At 64.8% G+C, this 21,414-nt stretch carries 20 protein-coding genes; 15 read left to right on the forward strand and 5 right to left on the reverse strand.

Annotation, left to right across the window (positions count from 1 at the left end; all coding sequences use genetic code 11):
- Positions 1 to 114 precede the first annotated feature (114 nt).
- The 14 genes from ACXAHG_RS02965 to ACXAHG_RS03030 all read left to right on the forward strand — a co-directional run bounded on the left by ACXAHG_RS02965 (position 115) and on the right by ACXAHG_RS03030 (position 16,050).
- Positions 115 to 2,538: a methyl-accepting chemotaxis protein gene (locus tag ACXAHG_RS02965; RefSeq protein ID WP_475055784.1), complete on the forward strand. Its 2,424-nt coding sequence runs from the start codon at positions 115 to 117 to the stop codon at positions 2,536 to 2,538.
- A 297-nt stretch (positions 2,539 to 2,835) separates the two neighbouring features.
- A complete protein-coding gene (locus tag ACXAHG_RS02970) occupies positions 2,836 to 3,915 on the forward strand; it encodes a 3-deoxy-7-phosphoheptulonate synthase (RefSeq protein WP_475055786.1) in 1,080 nt (359 codons plus the stop codon).
- 206 nt (positions 3,916 to 4,121) lie between these two features.
- Positions 4,122 to 4,283, forward strand: a complete 162-nt coding sequence (locus tag ACXAHG_RS02975; RefSeq protein WP_475055788.1) for a hypothetical protein — start codon at positions 4,122 to 4,124, stop codon at positions 4,281 to 4,283.
- Positions 4,284 to 4,313: 30 nt separating this feature from the next.
- A complete protein-coding gene (locus ACXAHG_RS02980) occupies positions 4,314 to 5,363 on the forward strand; it encodes a TauD/TfdA family dioxygenase (protein WP_475055790.1) in 1,050 nt (349 codons plus the stop codon).
- A 194-nt stretch (positions 5,364 to 5,557) separates the two neighbouring features.
- Positions 5,558 to 6,964, forward strand: a complete 1,407-nt coding sequence (locus tag ACXAHG_RS02985) for a trypsin-like peptidase domain-containing protein (RefSeq protein ID WP_475040875.1) — start codon at positions 5,558 to 5,560, stop codon at positions 6,962 to 6,964.
- Positions 6,965 to 7,026: 62 nt separating this feature from the next.
- Positions 7,027 to 8,334: a replication-associated recombination protein A gene (locus tag ACXAHG_RS02990; protein WP_475055791.1), complete on the forward strand. Its 1,308-nt coding sequence runs from the start codon at positions 7,027 to 7,029 to the stop codon at positions 8,332 to 8,334.
- A gap of 167 nt (positions 8,335 to 8,501) precedes the next feature.
- Positions 8,502 to 8,882 carry a fluoride efflux transporter CrcB gene (crcB, locus tag ACXAHG_RS02995; RefSeq protein WP_475040878.1) on the forward strand — a complete coding sequence of 127 codons (381 nt, stop codon included), beginning with the start codon at positions 8,502 to 8,504 and terminating at the stop codon, positions 8,880 to 8,882.
- Complete coding sequence (locus tag ACXAHG_RS03000) at positions 8,879 to 9,925, forward strand: RluA family pseudouridine synthase (protein WP_475040879.1); 1,047 nt, start codon at positions 8,879 to 8,881, stop codon at positions 9,923 to 9,925. The genes crcB and ACXAHG_RS03000 overlap by 4 nt, the downstream gene beginning before the upstream one ends.
- Positions 9,922 to 10,590: an HAD family hydrolase gene (locus ACXAHG_RS03005; protein ID WP_475040881.1), complete on the forward strand. Its 669-nt coding sequence runs from the start codon at positions 9,922 to 9,924 to the stop codon at positions 10,588 to 10,590. Before ACXAHG_RS03000 ends, ACXAHG_RS03005 begins: the two co-directional genes overlap by 4 nt.
- A gap of 3 nt (positions 10,591 to 10,593) precedes the next feature.
- Positions 10,594 to 11,298, forward strand: a complete 705-nt coding sequence (locus ACXAHG_RS03010; RefSeq protein WP_475055792.1) for an ATP12 family chaperone protein — start codon at positions 10,594 to 10,596, stop codon at positions 11,296 to 11,298.
- Positions 11,299 to 11,529: 231 nt separating this feature from the next.
- Positions 11,530 to 12,546, forward strand: coding sequence for an amino acid ABC transporter substrate-binding protein (locus tag ACXAHG_RS03015; RefSeq protein ID WP_475040884.1), 1,017 nt, complete (start codon positions 11,530 to 11,532; stop codon positions 12,544 to 12,546).
- 125 nt (positions 12,547 to 12,671) lie between these two features.
- Complete coding sequence (locus ACXAHG_RS03020; protein ID WP_475040886.1) at positions 12,672 to 13,940, forward strand: amino acid ABC transporter permease; 1,269 nt, start codon at positions 12,672 to 12,674, stop codon at positions 13,938 to 13,940.
- A gap of 1 nt (position 13,941) precedes the next feature.
- Positions 13,942 to 15,246 carry an amino acid ABC transporter permease gene (locus ACXAHG_RS03025; protein ID WP_475040888.1) on the forward strand — a complete coding sequence of 435 codons (1,305 nt, stop codon included), beginning with the start codon at positions 13,942 to 13,944 and terminating at the stop codon, positions 15,244 to 15,246.
- Positions 15,247 to 15,258: 12 nt separating this feature from the next.
- Complete coding sequence (locus ACXAHG_RS03030; RefSeq protein ID WP_475040890.1) at positions 15,259 to 16,050, forward strand: amino acid ABC transporter ATP-binding protein; 792 nt, start codon at positions 15,259 to 15,261, stop codon at positions 16,048 to 16,050.
- Between the two features lie 100 nt (positions 16,051 to 16,150).
- On the opposite strand, the gene ACXAHG_RS03035 is transcribed toward ACXAHG_RS03030, so the two are convergent.
- From ACXAHG_RS03035 to argB, 4 genes are all read right to left on the reverse strand, one after another.
- Positions 16,151 to 16,603, reverse strand: coding sequence for a DUF411 domain-containing protein (locus ACXAHG_RS03035; protein WP_475055794.1), 453 nt, complete (start codon positions 16,601 to 16,603; stop codon positions 16,151 to 16,153).
- A gap of 110 nt (positions 16,604 to 16,713) precedes the next feature.
- Complete coding sequence (locus ACXAHG_RS03040) at positions 16,714 to 17,211, reverse strand: SixA phosphatase family protein (RefSeq protein ID WP_475040893.1); 498 nt, start codon at positions 17,209 to 17,211, stop codon at positions 16,714 to 16,716.
- A complete protein-coding gene (locus tag ACXAHG_RS03045) occupies positions 17,208 to 17,909 on the reverse strand; it encodes a ferredoxin (RefSeq protein WP_475055795.1) in 702 nt (233 codons plus the stop codon). Before ACXAHG_RS03045 ends, ACXAHG_RS03040 begins: the two co-directional genes overlap by 4 nt.
- A 195-nt stretch (positions 17,910 to 18,104) precedes the next feature.
- Positions 18,105 to 18,965: an acetylglutamate kinase gene (argB, locus tag ACXAHG_RS03050; RefSeq protein WP_475040896.1), complete on the reverse strand. Its 861-nt coding sequence runs from the start codon at positions 18,963 to 18,965 to the stop codon at positions 18,105 to 18,107.
- A gap of 134 nt (positions 18,966 to 19,099) precedes the next feature.
- On the opposite strand from argB, the gene ACXAHG_RS03055 reads away from it, so the two are divergent.
- On the forward strand, positions 19,100 to 19,828 hold the full coding sequence (locus tag ACXAHG_RS03055) for an SDR family NAD(P)-dependent oxidoreductase (RefSeq protein ID WP_475055796.1): 729 nt from the start codon (positions 19,100 to 19,102) through the stop codon (positions 19,826 to 19,828).
- A 183-nt stretch (positions 19,829 to 20,011) separates the two neighbouring features.
- On the opposite strand, the gene ACXAHG_RS03060 is transcribed toward ACXAHG_RS03055, so the two are convergent.
- On the reverse strand, positions 20,012 to 21,409 hold the full coding sequence (locus ACXAHG_RS03060; protein WP_475055798.1) for a PepSY-associated TM helix domain-containing protein: 1,398 nt from the start codon (positions 21,407 to 21,409) through the stop codon (positions 20,012 to 20,014).
- Positions 21,410 to 21,414: the final 5 nt, after the last annotated feature.

Below are 21,414 nucleotides of genomic sequence, written 5' to 3' on the forward strand. Positions count from 1 at the left end.
TTCGTTCCGCGACGGCAACTTCGGGATGTTTAGAATTCACTTTTTGTGCGAAAGGGAATCGTAATTTTCTTCTGGTTTTACTGCCGCATCCAAGAAAACTCCGGAACGGATGCGATGACGAACAAGAAGACTTCCGCGGCCAGGCGGTTCTCACTGGCAAATCTCAGCACCAAGGCAAAAATCGTTTCGGTGGCCATGTTTCCGCTGCTCTTGGTGCTGGGTGTCGGCGTCATGGCAGTTGTTGATCTGGGCCGGATGGAACGGGCCTCCGGCGATGTGGCGCACGCGCAGAAGATCCTGAGTGAATCGCAGGCGCTGGCAGAGGCGGCAGCGGGAATGGAAGCCGGGCTGCGGGGCTATCTGCTGGCAGGCCGCGAGGAATATCTGGTGCCCTTCGAGGAGGGCCAGGCGGAGGTGGCTGAGGCGCTGCAAAGCCTGCGGGATCTGGCCTCCGGCGACGCAGCGCTGATCGCGGATCTGGACGCGGCGGAGCAGACGCTGAACGGCTGGCAGGAGACTGTCGCCGCCACCGCCATCGGGCTGCGCCGCGAAATCGGCGACGCCATGACCATGAACGACATGGCCGATGAGGTGAAACAGTCCAAGGGCCGGGTGTTCTTTGATGAATTCCGCGCCGAGGTCGCCAAGATCATCGAGGAGGAGGAGGTCAACCTTGCCGACCGCCGCAACACATTTACCTCTCTGGTGAACGCAGGGATCGCAGATCCGGAGTATCTGAACACCTCGCTCGAAGCAGTCGAGAAGACCCACAAGACGATCAGCACCGCCAAGGACCTGATGGCCGCCGCCGTGGACATGGAAACCGGGATGCGCGGCTTTCTGCTGGCGGGCGACCGGGAGTTCCTCACCCCGTTCATGGAAGGCAGCACCCGTCTGCGCTCAGTCATGGGCATGCTGCGCCTGGCGATGATTGACGACTCGATCCAACTGAACCGGCTGGATGCGGCCTCCAGGGTGATCGACAATTGGCGTCAGGATGTTGCCGTGCCGATGATCCAGCTGCGCCGGGACATCGGTGATGCGGCCACCATGGATGACATGGCCGATTTCGTGGCCCAGGGCCAGGGCAAGGCCTATTTCGACAGCTTCCGCGACACCATGGCCGCACTTGAGACCAAGGCGGCAGGCATCATGGCCGCAAGCCGCACCGCCAGCGAGGAGATTACCGCCCAGACCCGGATGATGATCCCGGCCGCCATCGGCGCCGCGATCCTGATCGGTGCGGTGATGGCGCTGGTCACCGGCTCCGGCATTGCGTCGGGCATCCGCCGCATCGTGGTGTCCATGCGCGGTCTTGCCGAGGGCAACAATGCGGTGGAGATCCAGGGCCAGGCCCGCGGCGACGAGGTGGGCGAAATGGCCCGCGCGCTGGAGAAATTCCGCGATGAGCTGGTCAAGATGCAGGAGGCCGAGCAGCAGAAGGCGCAAAGCAAGGATGCCGAACTGGCCGGTGTCGTGCGCGAGCTGAGCGAGCGCCTGTCGCGCCTGTCCCATGGCGACCTGACGATCCGCATCGCTGAGGCATTCCCCGAGGAGTACGAGCAGCTGCGCGCCGATTTCAACGGCTCGATCGACAATCTGAACGCCACCGTGCAGCAGGTGATCGGCGCCTCCTCCAGTATCCGCAACGGCGCGGCGGAGATCAGCCAGGCCTCTGACGACCTGTCGCACCGCACCGAAAGCCAGGCAGCAACCCTGGAACAGACCGCTGCGGCGATTGATGAGCTGACCGCCAGCGTGAAATCCGCAGCCGAGGGCGCCCGCAACGTGGAATCCACCGTGCAGGAGGCCCGCCAGGAAGCCGAAAGCAGCGGCGAGGTGGTGCAGAACGCCGTGGCCGCGATGAGCGGGATCGAGGAAAGCTCCAACAAGATCAGCCAGATCATCTCGGTCATCGACGACATCGCCTTCCAGACCAACCTGCTGGCCCTGAACGCAGGCGTCGAGGCCGCCCGCGCGGGCGAGGCAGGCCGCGGCTTTGCGGTGGTGGCCTCCGAAGTGCGCGCCCTGGCGCAGCGCTCGTCGGATGCCGCTATGGAGATCAAGACGCTGATCTCCGACAGCTCCCGCCAGGTGGACGAGGGCGTCGATCTGGTCGGCCGCGCAGGCGAGGCGCTGCAGTCCATCGTGGGCCGCGTCAGCCATATCTCGCAGCTGGTGTCCGAAATCGCCGAAGGGGCAGAGGAACAGTCGACCGGCCTGCATGAGATCAACACCGGCGTCACCCAGCTGGACCAGGTGACCCAGCAGAACGCCGCAATGGTGGAGGAGGCCACTGCCGCCGGCCATATGCTGAACACCGATGCCACAAAGCTTGCAGAGCTGGTGGCGCGGTTCCAGGTCGACGGCAGCAGCGCTGCGCTGGCGGTCCCGGCGGCGCCCGCTGCGGCCGAAGCGCAGCCCTCTGCCCACGGTGATGACGGCTGGGGCGGCTGGGAGCCGGAGGCCGGCCCGGCGCCGGCTGCAGCACCCGCCGCCGAAGGCAACGCCGCCCGCGATCTGTGGCAGGACTTCTGACCTCTGCCTTCAGGAAAATGCCAAGGGCCCTCCCGCGCGGGAGGGCTCTTGCGATTCCGTCGCGGGAATTTCAGGGGTGACAGGGGGGCGAATCTCCGCTAGCGTCCGCCCCATGACCCGTACCTATGCCGCACTCTGGTATTTCTTTTATCCGCGCCACATGGCGGACGGAGGGGTCAGCGCATTCTGAACAGACAGCTCAGATAGCACCAGGATACCACCAACCGCCCGCAGCCCGCAGGCGGTTTTTTTGTATCCGCCGCAGCGCCAAGGGCCTCCCGCCAAGGAAGCACACCCATGACACCCCAGACCGAAAACCTCCGCATCACCGGCATGCAGGAACTGATCTCGCCCGAGGATCTGGCCTCCCAGATGCCCGCAACAGCAGCAGCCACCGGTACGGTGCTGGCCAGCCGCACCGCGATCCAGGACGTGCTGCATGGCCGCGACGGCCGTGTGGTGGCTGTTGTCGGCCCCTGTTCGATCCACGACACCAAGGCGGCGATGGAATATGCCGAACGGCTGGCGCCGCTGCGCGCGCGCCTGGCCGGGCAGCTGGAGATCGTGATGCGGGTCTACTTCGAAAAGCCCCGCACTATCTCGGGCTGGAAGGGGCTGATCAATGACCCCGGTCTCGACAATTCTTTCCGCATCAACGAAGGCCTGGGTCTGGCGCGCCGCCTGTGCCTGGACATCAACGCCCTGGGCCTGCCGGTGGGGACTGAGTTCCTGGATACCGCGGTGCCGCAATACATCTCTGACCTGGTGGCCTGGGCCGCCATCGGCGCCCGCACCACCGAAAGCCAGATCCACCGCGAGATGGCCTCCGGCCTCAGCTGCCCGGTCGGCTTCAAGAACGGCACACGCGGCAATGTGCAGATCGCAGTGGACGCGGTGCGCTCCGCCGCCCATCCGCATCATTTCATGGCGCTGGCCAAATCGGGGCGCGCCGCAATTGCGGCCACCAGCGGCAACCCGGACTGCCATCTGATCCTGCGCGGCGGCGGCGGCACCAACTTTGACGCGGCCTCGGTTGATGCGGCCTGCAAGCTGGCGGAAAAGGACGGCATCCGCGGCCATGTGATGATCGACGCCAGCCACGCCAACAGCGGCAAGGACCCGATGCAGCAGCCTGCTGTGCTGCGCGATGTGGCAGGCCAAATCGCCGGCGGCGACAGCCGCATCACCGGGGTGATGGTGGAAAGCCATCTGGTGGCCGGCCGCCAGGATTTGGGCAAAGGGGAGCTGACCTACGGCCAGTCCATCACCGACGGCTGCCTCGGCTGGGAGGACACCGTCGCCGCGCTGGAGCATCTGGCTGCAGCGGTTGCCAGCCGCCAGGCCGCAACGGTCAAGCCGGAACTGGCTGAGGCCTGAGACCAAAGTGGGGGCAGGGGCCTGCCCCCTTGCCAGCCGCAGCAAATTGCGGATCATGCGGGCATGGGAACCGCAGGCCAGTCCGGAAAACCGCTGTATCAGAAACTGGGTTCCAAACCCGGCTTCCGGGCCGCTGCGGCCGGCGCGCACCCGGCATCGCGCGGCAGGCCGCAGAGCAGGCTATCGCCGCCTTGCACGCAGGCGGCATGCTTTGGCTGTCCCGGACCAGGAAAAGCCCGAAACTGCACCACGGCCTTTCCGAGGATGACCTGCGCGCCGCGGTGCTGCTGCTGGGCTGGGGGGATGTAAGGGTCTGCGCGGTGGATCAGGGCTGGTCCGGGCTCAAGTTCCTGAAGCGGAAACCATGAGGTGCGGCCGCGCCAGAAGGGAGGGGCACCATGCTGGAACAACTGCCGGAACGGATCGAAGGCCCAGCCGCCTGGACCGGGCGGGACATGCAGGCGGATCCCGGACGCTGGCTGGTGCAGCTGGCGCCAGAAGATATTGCCGACCTGGAACAGGCCGCCCGCCACTACTTGAGTCTTGGCCGCGGCATCGGGGAAATCACCCGGGCGGATTTTCCGCTCCGCAGCTTTGCCGCGCATCTGGAGGCGCTGAAGGGCAAACTGCTCACCGGCATCGGCTTCGAGGTGCTGCGCGGCCTGCCGGTGGCGGGCTACTGCCAGGAAATGGCCGCCGCCATTTTCTGCGGGGTGGGCGCGCATCTGGGATCGGCACGGTCGCAGAATGCAGCAGGCCATATCCTGGGCCATGTGCGCGACACCGGGGCTGATGCCAATGACCCCAATACCCGTATCTACCAGACCCATGCGCGCCAGACCTTCCACACCGACAGCGCTGATGTTGTGGGCCTCCTGTGCCTGCAGGAGGCGCGGGAAGGCGGCGAATCCCTGCTGGTCAGCGCCGAGGCGATCTATAACCGGATGCGCGCCGAACGCCCGGACCTGCTGGCGCGTCTGTTCGACCCGATTGCCACCGACCGGCGCGGCGAGGTGCCGGAGGGGATGCAGCCCTTCATGACCATCCCGCCGCTCAGCTGGCACGCGGGCAAGCTCACCGTGTTTTACCAGCGCCAGTATATCGACAGCGCTCAGCGGTTCCCCGAAGCCATGCGGCTGACGCCGGAGCATGTGGAAGCGCTCGACATGTTCGACGCCCTCGCCAATGATCCGGCGCTGCATCTGACCATGCGGCTGCAGGCCGGCGACATGCAGTTTGTCTACAACCACTCCCAGCTGCATGACCGCACCGGCTTTACCGACTGGCCGGAGCCCGCGCGCCGCCGCCATCTGCTGCGCCTGTGGCTGTCACCCGACGGTGACCGGGAACTGCCTGCCTGTTTCAAGCAGCGCTACGGCAGCATCACCCCCGGCCGCCGCGGCGGCATCATCACCAGGGGCACAAGGCTGCACGCTCCGCTGGACTAAGAACAGCCACTGCTTCTTTCTGGTTCAAAATACTCCGGGGTGAATTGGCCGTGAGGCCAAGAGGGGCAGTGCCCCTGTTCTTTTCAAACCTGCGGGGCAGCGCCCCTGCACCCTGTTCCCGCCTGGCACTGTCCTGCCTTGCAATCCGCGCGCGTCCTCCGCATATCCTTCGGGCAGCAACAAACGGAGCCCGCATGATCCGACCAGCCTTGACCGCCCTTGCCTTTTGCCTTGCCCTGCCTGCGATGGCTTGGCCTGCTGCCGCCGAAACCCGGGTGCCGCAGAACCAGGCGGAAATCGCGCTGGGCTTTGCGCCCCTGGTCAAACAGGCCTCGCCTGCGGTGGTCAACATCTATGCCAAGGTGGTGCGCCAGGTGCAGCAGCGCCGCCGCTCGCCTTTCATGAACGATCCGTTCTTCGATGATTTCTTCCGCGGTTTTGCCAAGCCGCAGCCGCGGGTCGAGAACTCGCTGGGCTCCGGCGTGATCCTGTCGGCGGACGGCATCGTGGTCTCCAACTACCATGTCGTCGGCATGGCGACCGAAATCCGCGTGGTGACGGCGGACCGGCGCGAATACAATGCGCGGGTGATCCTGGGCGACAAGGCCAGCGACCTGGCGATCCTGCAGCTGGAAGCCGCCGAAGACCTGCCCTTTCTGAACTTGCGCGACAGCGATCAGGTTGAGGTGGGCGAGCTGGCGCTGGCGATCGGCAATCCCTTTGGCGTTGGCCAGACTGTCAGCAGCGGCATCATCTCTGGCCTTGCGCGCACCGGCATGGGGGCGGGCGACGGCTTTGGCTACTACATCCAGACCGACGCGCCGATCAACCCGGGCAACTCCGGCGGCGCGCTGATTGACGTGAACGGCGATCTGATCGGCATCAACACCCGTATCCTGTCGCGTTCCGGCGGCTCCAACGGCATCGGCTTTGCCATCCCCGCCAATCTGGTGAAGGAGTTCGTCAGCCAGGCCCGCCGCGGCTCAGAAGAGTTCCAGCGCCCCTGGGCCGGCATGGCGGGGCAGCCGGTAGACGCGGATCTGGCGGCCTCTCTGGGCATGGAACTGCCCGAGGGCATGGTGATTTCGGACCTGCACCGCGAAAGCCCCTTTGCCAAGGCGGGCTTCAAGGTGGGCGACGTGATAACCCATGTGGATGGCGAGGTGGTGAACTCGCCCTCCGAGATGGTGTTCCGGATGTCGGTGGCGGGGCTGAACGGGCTGTCTTCCATCACCCGCCTGCGCGGCAGCGAGCGGGAAGAGGTCGAGGTGCCGATGATCACGGCGCCGGATCAGCCGCCCGCCAACCCGGTGCAGCTGGATGAGACCACCGCGCTGCCGGGCCTTACCGTGGCACGGATCAATCCGCAGGTGATTGCCCGTCTCGGCCTGCCCTTGTCGGCAGAGGGGGTGGTGGTGACCGACCCCGGCCCTTATGCCGGGCGCGGCGGGGTGCAGCCGGGTGATGCGCTGCTGGCCGTCAATGGCCAGCCGGTGGCCAGCACCGGGGATGTTCAGGCAATCCTGTCCGCCAGCAGCCGCTGGATCCAGCTGGACCTGAACCGCCGCGGCCAGCGGGTCACGCTGAAGTTCCGGCTCTAAGCGGCGGCTCATCCTGTAACGGCGTCCGGCAGACCCGGCGGACCGCAAAGGCGAGGTAAAACATGGCGGATCTCTTTGACGCAGGCGGGGGCCAGGGCAACCAGCCGCTTGCCGCTGCCCTGAGGCCCCGGTCCCTGGACGAGGTGATCGGCCAGCAGGCGCTGACCGCCGAAGGCTCGATCCTGCGGCGGCGCATTGCCGCCGGGCAGCTGGGCAGCATCGTGCTCTACGGGCCGCCGGGGGTGGGCAAGACTTCGATCGCGCGGGCAGTGGGCGACATGCTGAACAAGGAATTCCGGCCGCTGCATGCGACCCGCGCCGGGGTCAAGGATATCCGCCAGCTGGCGGATGAGGCACGCATCCGCCCCTTGCTGATCTTTGTCGACGAGGTGCACCGGTTTTCCGCCACCCAGGCGGACGACCTCTTGGCAATCTGCGAAGAGGGCACCGCGGATTTCATCGGCGCCACCACCCAGAACCCCTATACGGCGCTTCCCAAGGCGCTTGTCTCGCGCTCGACGATCCTCAAGCTGGAGCCGGTGTCGATCGGGGATATGGAGGCGGTGCTGGACCGCGGCATCCGCCACTTGGCCAAATCCGGTATCGAGGTGCAGCTGAGCCCGGATCAGCTGCGGCTGATTGCGGGCCGGTCCGGGGGCGATGCGCGCCGGGCGCTGACAACGCTGGAGAGCCTGGCCGTTGGCCATGCCCCGGGCGCACCGGTGGTGGTGTCGGACGGGATGATTGCGGAGGTCTACCAGGCGGCACCGGTCAATCACGACCGTTCGGGGGACCAGCATTATGACGTGATCTCCGCCTTCATCAAGTCGATGCGCGGCGGCGAACCCAACGCGGTTCTGTACTGGCTGGCGCGGCTGATCCATGGCGGCGAGGATCCGCGCTTTATTGCCCGGCGGATCATGATCCACGCCTCCGAGGACGTGGGGCTGGCCGACAATACCGCCTTGCAAACGGCGGTGGCCGCGGCGCAGGCTGTGGAGATGATCGGCTATCCGGAAGCGCAGATCATCCTGTCCCACGCGGCGCTGCATGTGGCGCGCGCGCCCAAGTCGGGTTCGGCCAACCATGGCATTTCGGCAGCGCTGGCGGCGGTGGCGAATGAGCCGCCGCTGCCGGTGCCGCTGCATCTGCGCGATGCCCATTACCAGGGGGCGGCGGAGCTGGGCCATGAGGGCTACCGCAGCCCGCACAAGGACCCGCGGGGCTGGCTGGAGCAGGAATACGCGCCGGGCATCGCGCCGGGCCGGTTTTACTGCAGCGAGGCGCGGCAGTCGCCGACCTTTGAAAAGCGCGCCGATGAGTATTGGGAACGGGTGACCGGCAAACCGGTGCCGAAGCGGTTTGGCTGAAGCCGGGCTGACCGGCTTTCCTGGCGGAAAACCGATGCCTCCGGCGGGAGTATTTCGGGCAAGATGAAAGGGCAGGTGCCGGGCTGCGGGTGCAGCGCTTGAGCCTTGCACGCGGTGCAATACGGGGAAAACTTGACATCTCCGTACGCGCGCGCGACAGGACGGGGATGATTTCTTCGGTTTCCATGGTCGCTTTTGGCGGCGCTGTTGGGGCGGTGTGCCGCTATCTGGCCGGGCTGGGCATCATCCGGGTCCTGGGGCACCATGACTTTCCGGTGGCGATCCTGACGGTGAATATCCTCGGATCCTTTCTGATGGGGATGTTCGTGGTGGCGGCGGCGCTGCGGGACCTGACCTGGCTCAGCCCCTTGGTGATGACCGGGCTGATGGGCGGGTTCACCACGTTTTCAGCGTTCTCGCTGGAGACCGCCAACCTGATCGAGCGCGGCGCCTTCGGGCAGGCGGCGCTGTATGTAGCTTTGTCCGTGGGCCTGTCGGTCGGCGGATTGTTTCTGGGCCTGATGGCCGCAAGGGGAGTGTTCGCATGAGCGGCGTTCAGATGATTACCGTCAGCGAAGACGACAGCGGCCAGCGCATCGACCGCTGGCTGCGGCGGCTGTTTCCGCATGTGAACCAGGGCCGCATCGAGAAGATGTGCCGCAAGGGCGAGCTGCGCTTGGATGGCGGCCGGGTGAAGGCCAATACCCGCGTCGAGGCGGGGCAGGTGGTGCGGGTGCCGCCGCTGGCGGACAGCGATCTGAAACCGGCTGCGCCGCGCGAGATGAAAATCTCGGACGCCGATGCCAAAATGATCCAGTCTTGCGTGATCTACCGCGACGATGACGTGATCGTGCTGAACAAGCCCGCCGGCCTGGCAGTGCAGGGCGGCTCTGGCACCACCAAGCATGTGGACGGGCTGGCAGAGGCGCTGAAGTTCGGGCTGGAGGATAAGCCCAAGCTGGTGCACCGGATCGACAAGGACACCTCTGGCGTACTGGTGCTGGCGCGCAACCGCAAGGCGGCGCAAGGCCTGACCGCGGCCTTCCGCCACAAGAACACCCGCAAGATCTACTGGGCGCTGGTGGCGGGCGTGCCGACGCCGTATCTGGGTGAGATCAAGAACGGGCTGGTGAAGGCGCCGGGCCATGGTAAATCCGGCGAAGGCGAAAAGATGATCAACGTGCATCCGCAGGACATCGACGACACCTATGGCGCCAAGCGGGCGCATACGCTTTATGCCACGCTCTACCGGGTGGCCAGCCGCGCTGCCTGGGTGGCGATGGAGCCGATCACCGGCCGCACCCACCAGCTGCGGGCGCATATGTCCGGCATGGGGCATCCGATTGCGGGCGACGGCAAATACGGCGGCTCGGGGCAGGAGAACCTGGGCGACGGATGGGGCGCCTCGATCGGCGGCGTGATCTCCAAGAAGCTGCACCTGCACGCGCGCCGGATGGTGTTTGAGCATCCCGTCACCCGCAAGCCGGTGTCGGTTGTGGCGCCGCTGCCCGACCACATGAAGGAAAGCTGGGACACCTTCGGCTGGACCGAGGACCTGGCCGCCGATGACCCGTTCGAGGATCTGAAGTGAGCGCGGACCTGCGGCTGATCCTGTTTGACGTGGATGGCACCCTGGTGGACAGCCAGGGCGCGATCACCGGCGCCATGGCAGAGGCTTTTCAAGGGGTTGGGCTGGAAACCCCGCCGCGCGATAGGATCCTGTCCATCGTCGGCCTGTCGCTGCCGCTGGCGATGCGCGAGCTGGCGCCGGAACAGGACGCCGCCACGCTGGAGGCGCTGGTGGAGGGCTATAAATCCTCTTACATGCTGGCGCGCGAGGCGGCGGGCGCGGCGCATTCGCCGCTTTACCCCGGCACGCAGGAGATGCTGGCAGAGCTCAATGAGGTGCCGGAATATCTGCTGGGGGTCGCCACCGGCAAATCCCAGCGCGGGGTGGATGCGCTGATCGCGGCGCATGGGCTGACTTGTTTCGTGACCCGGCAGGTGGCGGATCACCACCCGTCCAAGCCGCATCCGTCGATGGTGCTGACTGCGATGGCGGAAACCGGGGTGGGCCGCGAAAACACCGTGATGGTCGGCGACACGCGGTATGACATTGAAATGGGGCGCGCAGCGGGGGTCACCACCATCGCCGTGCCCTGGGGCTATCACCCGGCAGAGACATTGGGCGCCGATTACCTGATCCGCGATTTCGCGGAGCTGCGCCCGCTGCTGGCAGAGATCTGGAAAGGCTAAGAGATGAGCGGCTGGGCACAGAAACGGTTCTGGAAAGAGGTCACGCTGGCGGAGACCAGAGACGGCTTTGCCATTGAATTGGACGGGCGCCGGGTGAAGACCCCGGCCAAGGCACCGCTGGCTGTGCCGACCCGCGCCATGGCAGAGGCCATTGCCGCGGAATGGGACGCCCAGACCGAATCAGTTGACCCGAAAACCATGCCTTGCACCCGGTCTGCCAACGCTGCGATTGACAAGGTGACACATCAGCACAGTGAAGTGGCGGCCATGCTGGCCGAATACGGCGATTCCGACCTGCTGTGCTACCGCGCCGACGCCCCCGTGGAATTGACGTTGCGTCAGGCGCGGGAATGGGACCCGGTTCTGGACTGGGCGGCGGAGGTTCTGGGCGCCCGGCTGCAGCCGCGTTCGGGTGTTTTGCACCAGCCGCAGGACGCCACGGCGCTGGCCGTGCTGTCGGACAAAGTGCATGAGATGACCCCGTTCCAGCTGGCGGCTTTCCATGATTTGGTAGGGATTTCGGGCTCTTTGATCCTTGGCTTTGCGGCTGCGCAGGGCTGGCGCGGCGCCGATGAGATCTGGCTGCTGTCGCGTCTGGACGAGCGCTGGCAGGAGGAGCAATGGGGCGTTGACGAGGAAGCCCAGGCTGCCGCCGAAGTGAAGCGGCAGGAGTTTCTGCACGCCAAGCGATTCTACGATTTTTCCTGACAGTTCAAAAAATTACCTTTCACCCCCTCGGATCGACAGAAAATTATACGCTGGAATAGTTTGTGCGCGCTGCGCACATCGAATTTCATGATCCCGCCCTTGACGTTTGTTGATGAATGCGCCCACACTTGGGCGCGAATTAGGGGTAAACCCTTCTTCAGTCTCATTACCGGCGGGGGATCGCCGGTTAATAAGAACCGCCGAATGGCGGACTATCAGGAAGAGGTAAAAATGAAAAAATCCGTAATTTTGGGCGCAATGACCTTTGCCGGTCTTGCGGCTGGCGCTGCATCTGCTGGCACCCTGGACGACGTCAAGGCGCGCGGCAAACTGAACTGCGGCGTCACCGTTGGCCTGGTCGGCTTTGCGGCTCCGAATGCGAATGGCGAATGGGAAGGTTTTGACGTTGCCGTCTGCCGTGCTGTGGCTGCAGCCGTGCTGGGCGATTCCAAAGCTGTGGAATTCGTGCCGACCACCGGCAAGACCCGCTTTACCGCGCTGGCGTCGGGCGAGATCGACATGCTGGCCCGCAACACCACCTGGACCTTCAGCCGCGACGTGGACCTGAAATTCGAATTCACCGGCGTCAACTACTATGACGGCCAGGGCTTTATGGTCCCGAAAGAGCTGGGCGTCAGCTCGGCCAAGGAACTGGACGGCGCCACCGTCTGCATCCAGACCGGCACCACCACCGAGCTGAACCTGGCGGATTTCTTCCGCTCCAACAACATCAGCTATGAGCCGGTGCCGATCGAGACCAACGCCGAAGCGCAGCAGCAGTACCTGGCTGGCGCCTGCGACGTCTACACCACCGATGCCTCCGGCCTGGCCGCGACCCGCGCAACCTTTGACGATCCGGGCGCGCATGTGATCCTGCCGGAAATCATCTCCAAGGAGCCGCTGGGCCCGCTGGTCCGCCATGGCGACCACGAGTGGGGCGACGTTGTCCGCTGGACCCTGAACGCGCTGGTCTCGGCTGAAGAGCTGGGCATCACCTCCGCCAACCTGAGCGAAATGGCTGCCGGCACAGAGAACCCGGAAATCAACCGCCTGCTGGGCACCGAAGGCACCCTGGGCGAAATGCTGGGCCTGTCGGCTGACTGGGCGCAGAAAGCCATCGCTTCCGAGGGCAACTATGGTGAAGTCTTTGCCAAGAACATCGGCGAAGACACTCCGGTTGGCCTGGCCCGCGGCCTGAACGCACAGTGGACCGAAGGCGGCCTGCTGTACTCGCCGCCGTTCCGCTAAACACACCACCGGGAGGGGCGCAGGTATTTCCTGCGCCCTTTTCCTATCTGAAAAAAGCTCCGGACCGCTGCGGAGCGGGGACAACCCCGCCAGGATAGAGAGCCGGAGTCAGGGGATCACAATATATGTCAACGCTTACTGACCCGCCAAAGGAGCAGTTCCGGCTGTCTATGCTCCTTTACGATACCCGTTACCGGTCGGGGACCATCCAGGTCATCGCCATGTTCGGGTTCATGCTTTTGGCAGCCTGGCTTATCAATAACACGCTGAGCAACCTGGCCGCGCTGGGCAAGCCGATCGACTTCGGCTTCTTCGCGGAGCCCGCCAGCTATGACATCAACCAGCGCCTGCTGGAGTACACGTCTCGCGATACCCATTTGCGGGCCGCGCTGATGGGGCTTCTGAATACGCTGGTCGTCGCCTTTCTGGGCTGTATCACCGCCACCGTCCTAGGGGTGGTTATCGGTGTTCTGCGCTTGTCGTCGAACTGGCTGGTGGCCCGCCTGATGACGATCTACGTCGAGATGTTCCGCAACGTGCCGGTGCTTCTGTGGATCGTGTTCGTGATGGCGATCCTGATCGAAACCCTTCCGGCGCCGCGGGCGTTCCGGGGTGAAAACCCCGAAGCCACGATGAGCCTGATGGACAGCGTTGCCGTGACCAACCGCGGTGTCTATATCCCCGAACCGCTGTTCTCGCGCTCGCTGGGTGACGTTCACCTGCTGGGCGATGCCTCGCTGCGGTTTGATGTCAGCCTGGACCTGGTGGCCATTCTGGTGGTGCTGGGCCTCAGCCTGTTTGCCTCGTTGAAGATCCGCCAGCGCGCCGACCGCATCCAGGAAGCCACCGGCGACCGTCCCAAGACCTGGCACATCCGCACCGCCGTAGTGGTTCTGCCGATGGTGATCCTGCTGTCGGTGCTGGGTTTCCACCTGGGCTACCCGGAGCTGAAGGGCTTCAACTTCAAGGGCGGCACCCATCTGCGCAACTCGCTGATTGCCCTGTGGCTGGCGCTGTCGCTGTACACTGCGGCCTTCATCGCGGAAATCGTGCGCGCGGGCATCATGGCGATCTCCAAGGGCCAGACCGAAGCCGCCGAGGCGCTGGGACTGCGTTCCAACAAGATCATGTCGCTGGTGATCCTGCCGCAGGCGCTGCGGGTGATCATCCCGCCGCTGATCTCCAACTATCTGAACCTGACCAAGAACTCGTCGCTGGCGATTGCCGTGGGCTACATGGACATTACCGGGACATTGGGCGGCATCACCATGAACCAGACCGGCCGCGAGCTGGAGTGCGTTCTTTTGCTGATGCTGGTGTACCTGGCGATCTCGCTGACCATTTCGGCGATCATGAACTGGTACAACGAAGCCGTGAAGCTGAAGGAGCGCTGAGATGTCTGATATCGGATTTGTCCGCACCGAAATGCTTCCCGAGCAGGATCCCCCGGCCTCTGAGGTCGGTGTGATCGGCTGGGCGCGGCATAACCTGTTCTCCAGCTGGTTCAACTCGATCCTGACCCTGGCGTCGATTGCCGCGATCTATTCCGTGCTGGCGGCGATCGTGCCCTGGATCCTGTCGCCGACCTGGGACGGCACCTCGCTGTCCAACTGCCGCGAGACGCTGACTGCGGCCGGCCATGGCGATGCCCATGGCGCCTGCTGGGGTGTGATCAAGGAACGCTGGATCCAGCTGATCTTCGGCTTCTACCCGAGCCACCTGTACTGGCGCCCGGTTGCTGCCTTCCTGCTGCTGGGCGCGGCTTTGGCCCCGGTTCTGTTCTCGGACAAGGTGCCGTCGAAGCTGCTGATCTTCTCGGCGCTTTACCCGTTCATCTTCCCCTGGCTTCTGTGGGGCGGCTCCATCTGGATGCCCGTTGCCGCGCTGGCAGGCTTTGTGATCGGCGGGCTGGTCTACAAGTTCGTCTCCGAAGCGATGAGCACCCTGCTGGGCGTGATCCTTGGCGTGGTGGCTGCTGTTGTCTGGTGGCTGTTGCTGGCAGCACCGGTTGCGGGCGTGGTCGACTCGATCCTGCCCATCGGCATCGAAGCGGTGGAAAGCCGCAAATTCGGCGGCTTCATGCTGTCGGTCACCATCGGTGTTGTGGCCATTGCCTGCTCCTTGCCGATCGGCATCGTGCTGGCGCTGGGCCGTCAGTCGGATCTCTTGATCGTCAAATACATCTGCGTGGGCTTCATCGAGTTCATCCGCGGGGTGCCGCTGATCACGCTTCTGTTCGTGGCCTCGACTCTGCTGAACATCTTCATGCCTCCGGGAACCAACTTTGACATCATCCTGCGGGTGCTGATCATGGTGACGCTGTTTGCCGCGGCCTATATGGCCGAGGTGATCCGCGGCGGCCTGGCAGCGCTGCCCCGCGGCCAGTATGAGGGCGCCGATTCACTCGGCCTTAACTACTGGCAGGCGCAGCGGCTGATCATCATGCCGCAGGCGCTGAAGATCTCGATCCCCGGTATCGTTTCGACCTTCATCGGCGTCTTCAAGGACACCACGCTGGTCTCGATCATCGGGCTTCTGGACCCGCTGGGCCTTTCCAACGCAATCCGTGCAGACGCCAACTGGAACGGCATCGTCTGGGAGCTTTATGGCTTCATCGCCCTGCTGTTCTTCGTCTTCTGCTTCGGCATGTCCCGCTATTCCATGTACCTGGAGCGCAAGCTTCAGACTGGCCATCGTTAAGGAGTTCAACATATGTCTGAACTTATGACTGACCGTCAAATCGACCGCTCCAAGATGCAGGTGAGCGACGAGGTCGCCATCGAAATCTCCAACATGAACAAGTGGTACGGGTCCTTCCACGTGCTGCGCGACATCAATCTGACCGTCAACCAGGGCGAGCGGATCGTGATCGCGGGCCCGTCCGGCTCCGGCAAATCCACCCTGATCCGCTGCCTGAATGCGCTGGAAGAGCACCAGCAGGGCAAGATCGTGGTGGATGGCACCGAATTGTCGAACGACCTCAAGAACATCGACAAGATCCGGTCCGAGGTTGGCATGGTGTTCCAGCACTTCAACCTGTTCCCGCATCTGTCGATCCTGGAGAACTGCACGCTGGCGCCGATCTGGGTCCGCAAGACTCCCAAGAAGGAGGCGATCGAGCGGGCGATGCATTTCCTGGAAAAGGTCAAGATCCCGGACCAGGCCCATAAGTACCCCGGCCAGCTGTCGGGTGGCCAGCAGCAGCGTGTGGCCATCGCGCGCTCGCTTTGCATGATGCCGCGCATCATGCTGTTCGATGAACCGACATCGGCGCTCGACCCGGAGATGATCAAGGAGGTCCTGGACACCATGATCGAACTGGCCGAGGAAGGCATGACCATGCTCTGTGTGACCCACGAGATGGGCTTTGCCCGCCAGGTGGCGAACCGGGTGATCTTTATGGATGCGGGCCAAATCGTCGAACAGAACGAGCCGGAAGAGTTCTTCAACAACCCGAAGAGCGAGCGCACCAAACTGTTCCTCAGCCAGATCCTGGGCCACTGAGGCGACGGCTGGCGGCGGGCGGAACCGCCCGCCCTGCGAGGCTCATGAAACACAAAAGGCCGGGCACTGCGCCCGGCCTTTTTTAGTCTGGCAAGTTGGATCAGGAATGGCTGGCGAACACTTCGGTCGTGCCATCTGCCAGGATCAGCAGGGTGTCAAACGCCTCGCGCTCCTCCCCCATTTCCATCCCCGGAGAGCCGATGGGCATCCCCGGCACGGTCAGCCCCAGGGCCGCGGGCTGTTCCGCCAGCAATCTCTGGATGTCCTTTGCCGGCACATGCCCCTCAATCACATAGGGCCCGGCCATGGCGGTGTGGCAGGAGGACAGGTCGCCGCTGATGCCCAGCCGCTCCTTCATCGCCCAGAGGTCTTCATCGGCCACATTGCGCACGTCGGTCCGGAAACCGGCGGCGGCCAGGTGATCCGCCCAGGCGGTGCAGCAGCCGCAGGAAGGCGACTTCATGATGCGGATGGTCTCCGCTGCCGCGGCAAAGCCCGGCAGGGCGGTAAGGGGCAGGGCGGCTGCGGCCAGCAGCAGGGAACGGCGGTGCATGACAGTCTCCAGTCCGGCAGGATGTACCGGGGCAAAACTAGGCCCATCAGCGCGCAGCTGCTATGCCCCTCCCGCGCGGGATGCGCGCTATTGCCGCATCTGCGGTCCGGTCATTCGCCCAAAAGCTCGCGCGGGACGGCGAAATCCACGGTTCTGCCGCTGCTCCAGGCCAGATCCCGCCAGCTGCTGATATCGAACTCCGCCACCAGTGTCGCACCGGTCGGGTAGTCGTCGAAGCGCACATGATCAGGCGGGCGGGAGACGATGGAATGGGCAAAAGCGGCAATGCCCGGGTTATGGCCGATCAGCATGACCCGCGGCTGTTCTGCCTCGCTCAGCACCTTGAACATGATCTCGGAGTTGGCGTGATACAGCCGTTCGGTGAAGCGCGCGGGCACCCCCAGCTCCATCAGTTCGCAGGTCTCGCGGGTGCGCTGCGATGACGAGGAAATCACCTGATCCGGCAGGTAGCCGTTGCCGCGCAGCCAGGCGGCAATTGCGGGGGCAGAACGGCGGCCGCGCTTGTTCAGCGGGCGGGCGTGGTCGCTGGGCACATTGGCGTCCCAGGCGGATTTGGCGTGGCGGGTCAGGATCAAAGTACAGGTCATTGGGGGTGAAAATGCCTCATGTGGTGTGCGGTTTGTCCGGGATCCCGGCCGGCATCGCGGCTGAGCGGGCAGGCCCGGCGTGCAAGACAGCCGTCGGTCATGCAGCCGGCGCCTGCGCGGGTGTCCAGATAGTCGTGGCAGGCCGCCAGATCGTAGGGGCCTCCCTCTGCCAGGGCCGAAACGGGGCAGGCGCTGAGGCAGGGGCGGGCAGGGCAGCTTTGACAGGGAGAGTCTGCCAAAGGCGGAGGGGGAATGTCAAATTCCTGGTCGAAATGAAGGGCCCCCCGCAAGGAAATCAGCATCCCGGTGCGATCATGCACCATCATCTGTGACGGCGATGTGAAAAACCGCCCCGAGGCCAGCGCCCAGTTGATGAAGGGCGTATAGGGCGGCCCGCCAAAGGGGAAATAGGCCGTGGCCCCCAGCCGCTTTGCCAGCGCGGAGACCACCCGTTGCGACCAGCGGTCAACGGGGTCCGGGTGGCCGTCGCGGTATTCCGGGCTGGCCTGGAACAGCGGCCAGAAGGCGCCTTCGGTGCCCAAGAGGAGCAGCGTGCCGCCGGTCAGCGCCTGGACCGGCTGGCGGGCAGGGTGCAGCGCGCCATGGATGGCCAGCCCGGCCGCTGCCGCGGCCTGTGCGCTTCCGGCATAGAACAGCGCGTCCTGCGCGCCGGTGTCAGGCTGGCCGGTCAGGGTCATTTTGCGCCTCCGCTCTGCTCGCTTTGGGGGGAGCCTAGCAGCGCGAGGCCAGCTGCCGGAGCGCAAAAACGTCCGGTCCTGTCCTGCCGGCGTCTTCCCGCCGCCCGGATCAGACCCGCGGCCACGGCCGCCGTATTCTGCAATCCATCCGGAGTCTGGAGGGGCGGTGCCCCCTGTTTCCTGAAAACCGGCGCCTCAGGCGCGGATCATCGAGCCTGCGCCGTGATCGGTGTACAGTTCCAGCAGCACTGCATTCTGGACCCGCCCGTCAACGATGGTGCAGGCGCGCACGCCGTTGCGGACCGCATCCAGCGCGGTTTCGGTCTTGGGGATCATGCCGCCCGCGATCACGCCGCTGGCGGTCATTTCCTCGACATCCGCCGCTTTCAGCTCTGTCACCACATCACCGTCGCCGTTTTTGACGCCGGCCACATCCGTCAGCAGCAGCAGGCGGTCTGCCTGCAGCGCCTTGGCGATGGCGCCGGCCGCAGTGTCGCCGTTGATATTGTAGGTCTCACCGTCCCGGCCGCCGCCAATGGGCGCGATCACCGGGATCATGTTTTTCTCAAACAGCCCGTGCAGCACCTTGGGGTCCATTTCCGCTGGCGCGCCGACAAAGCCCAGATCCGGATCGGCCTGGTCGCAGGTGATTAGATTCGCGTCCTTGCCCGACAGGCCGACAGCGCGGCCGCCCTGGCTGTTGATCGCCTGCACGATTCGCTTGTTGACGACGCCGGACAGCACCATTTCCACCACTTCCATAGTGGCAGCATCGGTGACGCGCTTGCCGTTCACGAATTCCGACTTGATCTGGAGCTTTTCCAGCATCGCGTTGATCATCGGCCCGCCGCCATGCACGATGACCGGGTTCACGCCGACCTGGCGCATCAGCACGATGTCGCGGGCAAAGGTCTCCATCGCCTCGTCGCTGCCCATGGCGTGGCCGCCCAGCTTGATGACGACAATCGCCCCGGCAAAGCGCTGGAAATACGGCAGCGCGCTGGAGAGGGTTTCGGCGGTGGCAATCCAATCGCGGTTCATATCTTGTTTCTTCATTGCTGCATCATCCCTTGGCAAGGATGTGTTACGGGGTTCCGCCGCCGCTGCCAAGGGTTGCGATTGGCGCACCCCGTTGCGGATGGCGGCGCGGATGCTAGGCTCAGGCCAGATTCTCTCATCAGGAGGGCGCCATGCGCCAGAAGACACTACTGCTGACAGGCGCCAGCCGCGGCATCGGCCATGCCACCGTGCGCCGCTTCAACGCCGAGGGCTGGAGGGTCATCACCTGCTCGCGCCAGCCGTTCCCGCAGGAATGCCCCTGGGGCGGCGGCCAGGAAAACCATGTGCAGCTGGACCTGTCGGACCCGTCGGACACGATCAATGCGGTGGGCCGGATCCAGGAGATGCTGGACGGCCGGCTGGATGCCCTGGTCAACAACGCAGGCATTTCGCCCAAGGGGCCGGAGGGGGAGCGGCTCAGCACGCTCAACACCGACCTGATGGATTGGGGCAAGGTGTTTCACGTGAATTTCTTTGCCTCTGTGGTGCTGGCCCGCGGCCTGAAGGATGAGCTGGCGGCGGCCAAGGGATCCGTCGTCAACGTGACGTCGATTGCGGGCAGCCGGGTGCATCCTTTTGCGGGGGCCGCCTATGCCACGTCGAAGGCGGCGCTGGCGGCGCTGACGCGGGAAATGGCGCATGACTTCGGGCCATTGGGCGTGCGGGTCAATGCGATTGCGCCGGGGGAGGTGGAAACCTCAATCCTGTCGCCTGGCACCGAAAAGATCGTCGCTAAGCTGCCGATGCAGCGGTTGGGCCAGCCGGAGGAGGTGGCCTCAGCCATCTATTTCCTTTGTTCGGAGGGCAGCTCCTATATCTCCGGCGCCGAGATCGAGGTGAACGGCGCGCAGCACGTCTAAAGCCCGGAACAAGCGCGTAGCGCGCCGGGCAACGCCCGTCCGCCCCCTCGGGCGGGCGTTTTGGGACGGGTCGGGCATACGCCGCCGGGGATGTGGTTTGCGGGATAAACTGCCACACCATGGCTTGGGACGCCCACCCTGTGGACAGGCGTTACCCTTCTCAAAGGTTGCGCCTATGCGCGGCTAGCTCACCGCGCGTTTCAGCACTGGCAGGTTGCCCAGCAACAGCACGTCAAAGGCCAGCACGGCCAAAAGCACCAGGCCGGTCAGTGGGAAGGCCAGCGACACCAGCACGGCAATCAGCGCAGCGCCTTTCCAGAACGGCATCTCTGCCGGTTCCGGCGGCGCGGCCAGGCGGGCGGCACCGGCGGGGCGGCGCTTGACCCACATCACCAGTCCGGAGACGCAGACAAAGATCACCGCCAGGCAGAACACCACATTCAGCACGAAGCTCCAGGTGCCCATAAGCCCCATGTGGAAGGGGATGCTGACCGCCATCGCCTTACCCGCGAGCGAGTAGTCGTCGTATTTCACATCCGCCAGGATCTTGCCGCTGTACTGGTCCACATGCACGGTGCGGTCGATGAAGGGGCTGTCGCCGTCGCCGCTCATGCTGTCGCGGTTGAGGGTCCAGACGCCGGTCTCGCCGCCCGGATAGGCGAGGCGGAAGCGGCCCTCCATTCCCAAGGTGCGGCCCAGGGCGATCAGGCTGGCGGCGTCCACGGGCGCGCCCTCGGCCGTGCCGGTGATCCCGGCGTCAGAGCCGGAAGCGGGCATCGGGGTCTGCTCCAGCGCCCAGGGCACGTCGTTGGTGGACCCGTGGTTCATGCTGGCGTGGATGTCATCAGACAGGGGCACGTTGTCCCATTTTGCCGCTGGGAAAGTGCTCCAGGCCTGCATCATCTGGCCGCCCCAAATGCCGGTCCAGGAAAGGCCCGAGATCAGGAAGATGACCAAGAGCGCAGACATCCAGAAGCCGGTGACCGCGTGCAGGTTCTTCCACATCGCACGGCCCTTGGCGCGGAAATTGGGGATGAAGGCGCTGGCGGCATTGCCGCGCGGCCACCACATGTAGAGGCCGGTCAGCACTAGCACGATGCCAAGACCTGCGGCGATCTCGATCAGCCGGTCGCCGGTGTCGCCGATCAGCAAGGTGGAGTGGATATTGTCGGCCAGGTCATACCAGCCAGCGCGGCGGTCCCAGACCTCAAGCACCTCGCCGGTGTATTGATCCAGTGCGACCAGACGCTGGCCCTCATCTGTTTTTACCCGGAACACTGCGGCCAGATCAGGCGCCTTGGGGCCGATCCATTCGGCGAGGGTGCCGGGCTGCGCGGCCAATACGGCGGCCTCCTGCTGGGGCAGGGATAGTTCGGCGGCGCCTTGGGTGACGGTAATCTTCTCGCCGTCGCGGCCGTCGAATTGGGTGATGAACATCATCATCAGGCCGGTGACGGCCAGCATGATCAGGAAGGGGATCACAAACAGGCCGGCGTAGAAGTGCCAGCGCCAGACGGCGAAGTAGAATTTCTCAGTAAGCGGGCGGGACTGGCCCGCGGGTTGCGGTTGGCTGGTTGCCATTGGGT

The sequence above is a fragment of the Leisingera sp. ABD4_442 genome (assembly GCF_056160905.1).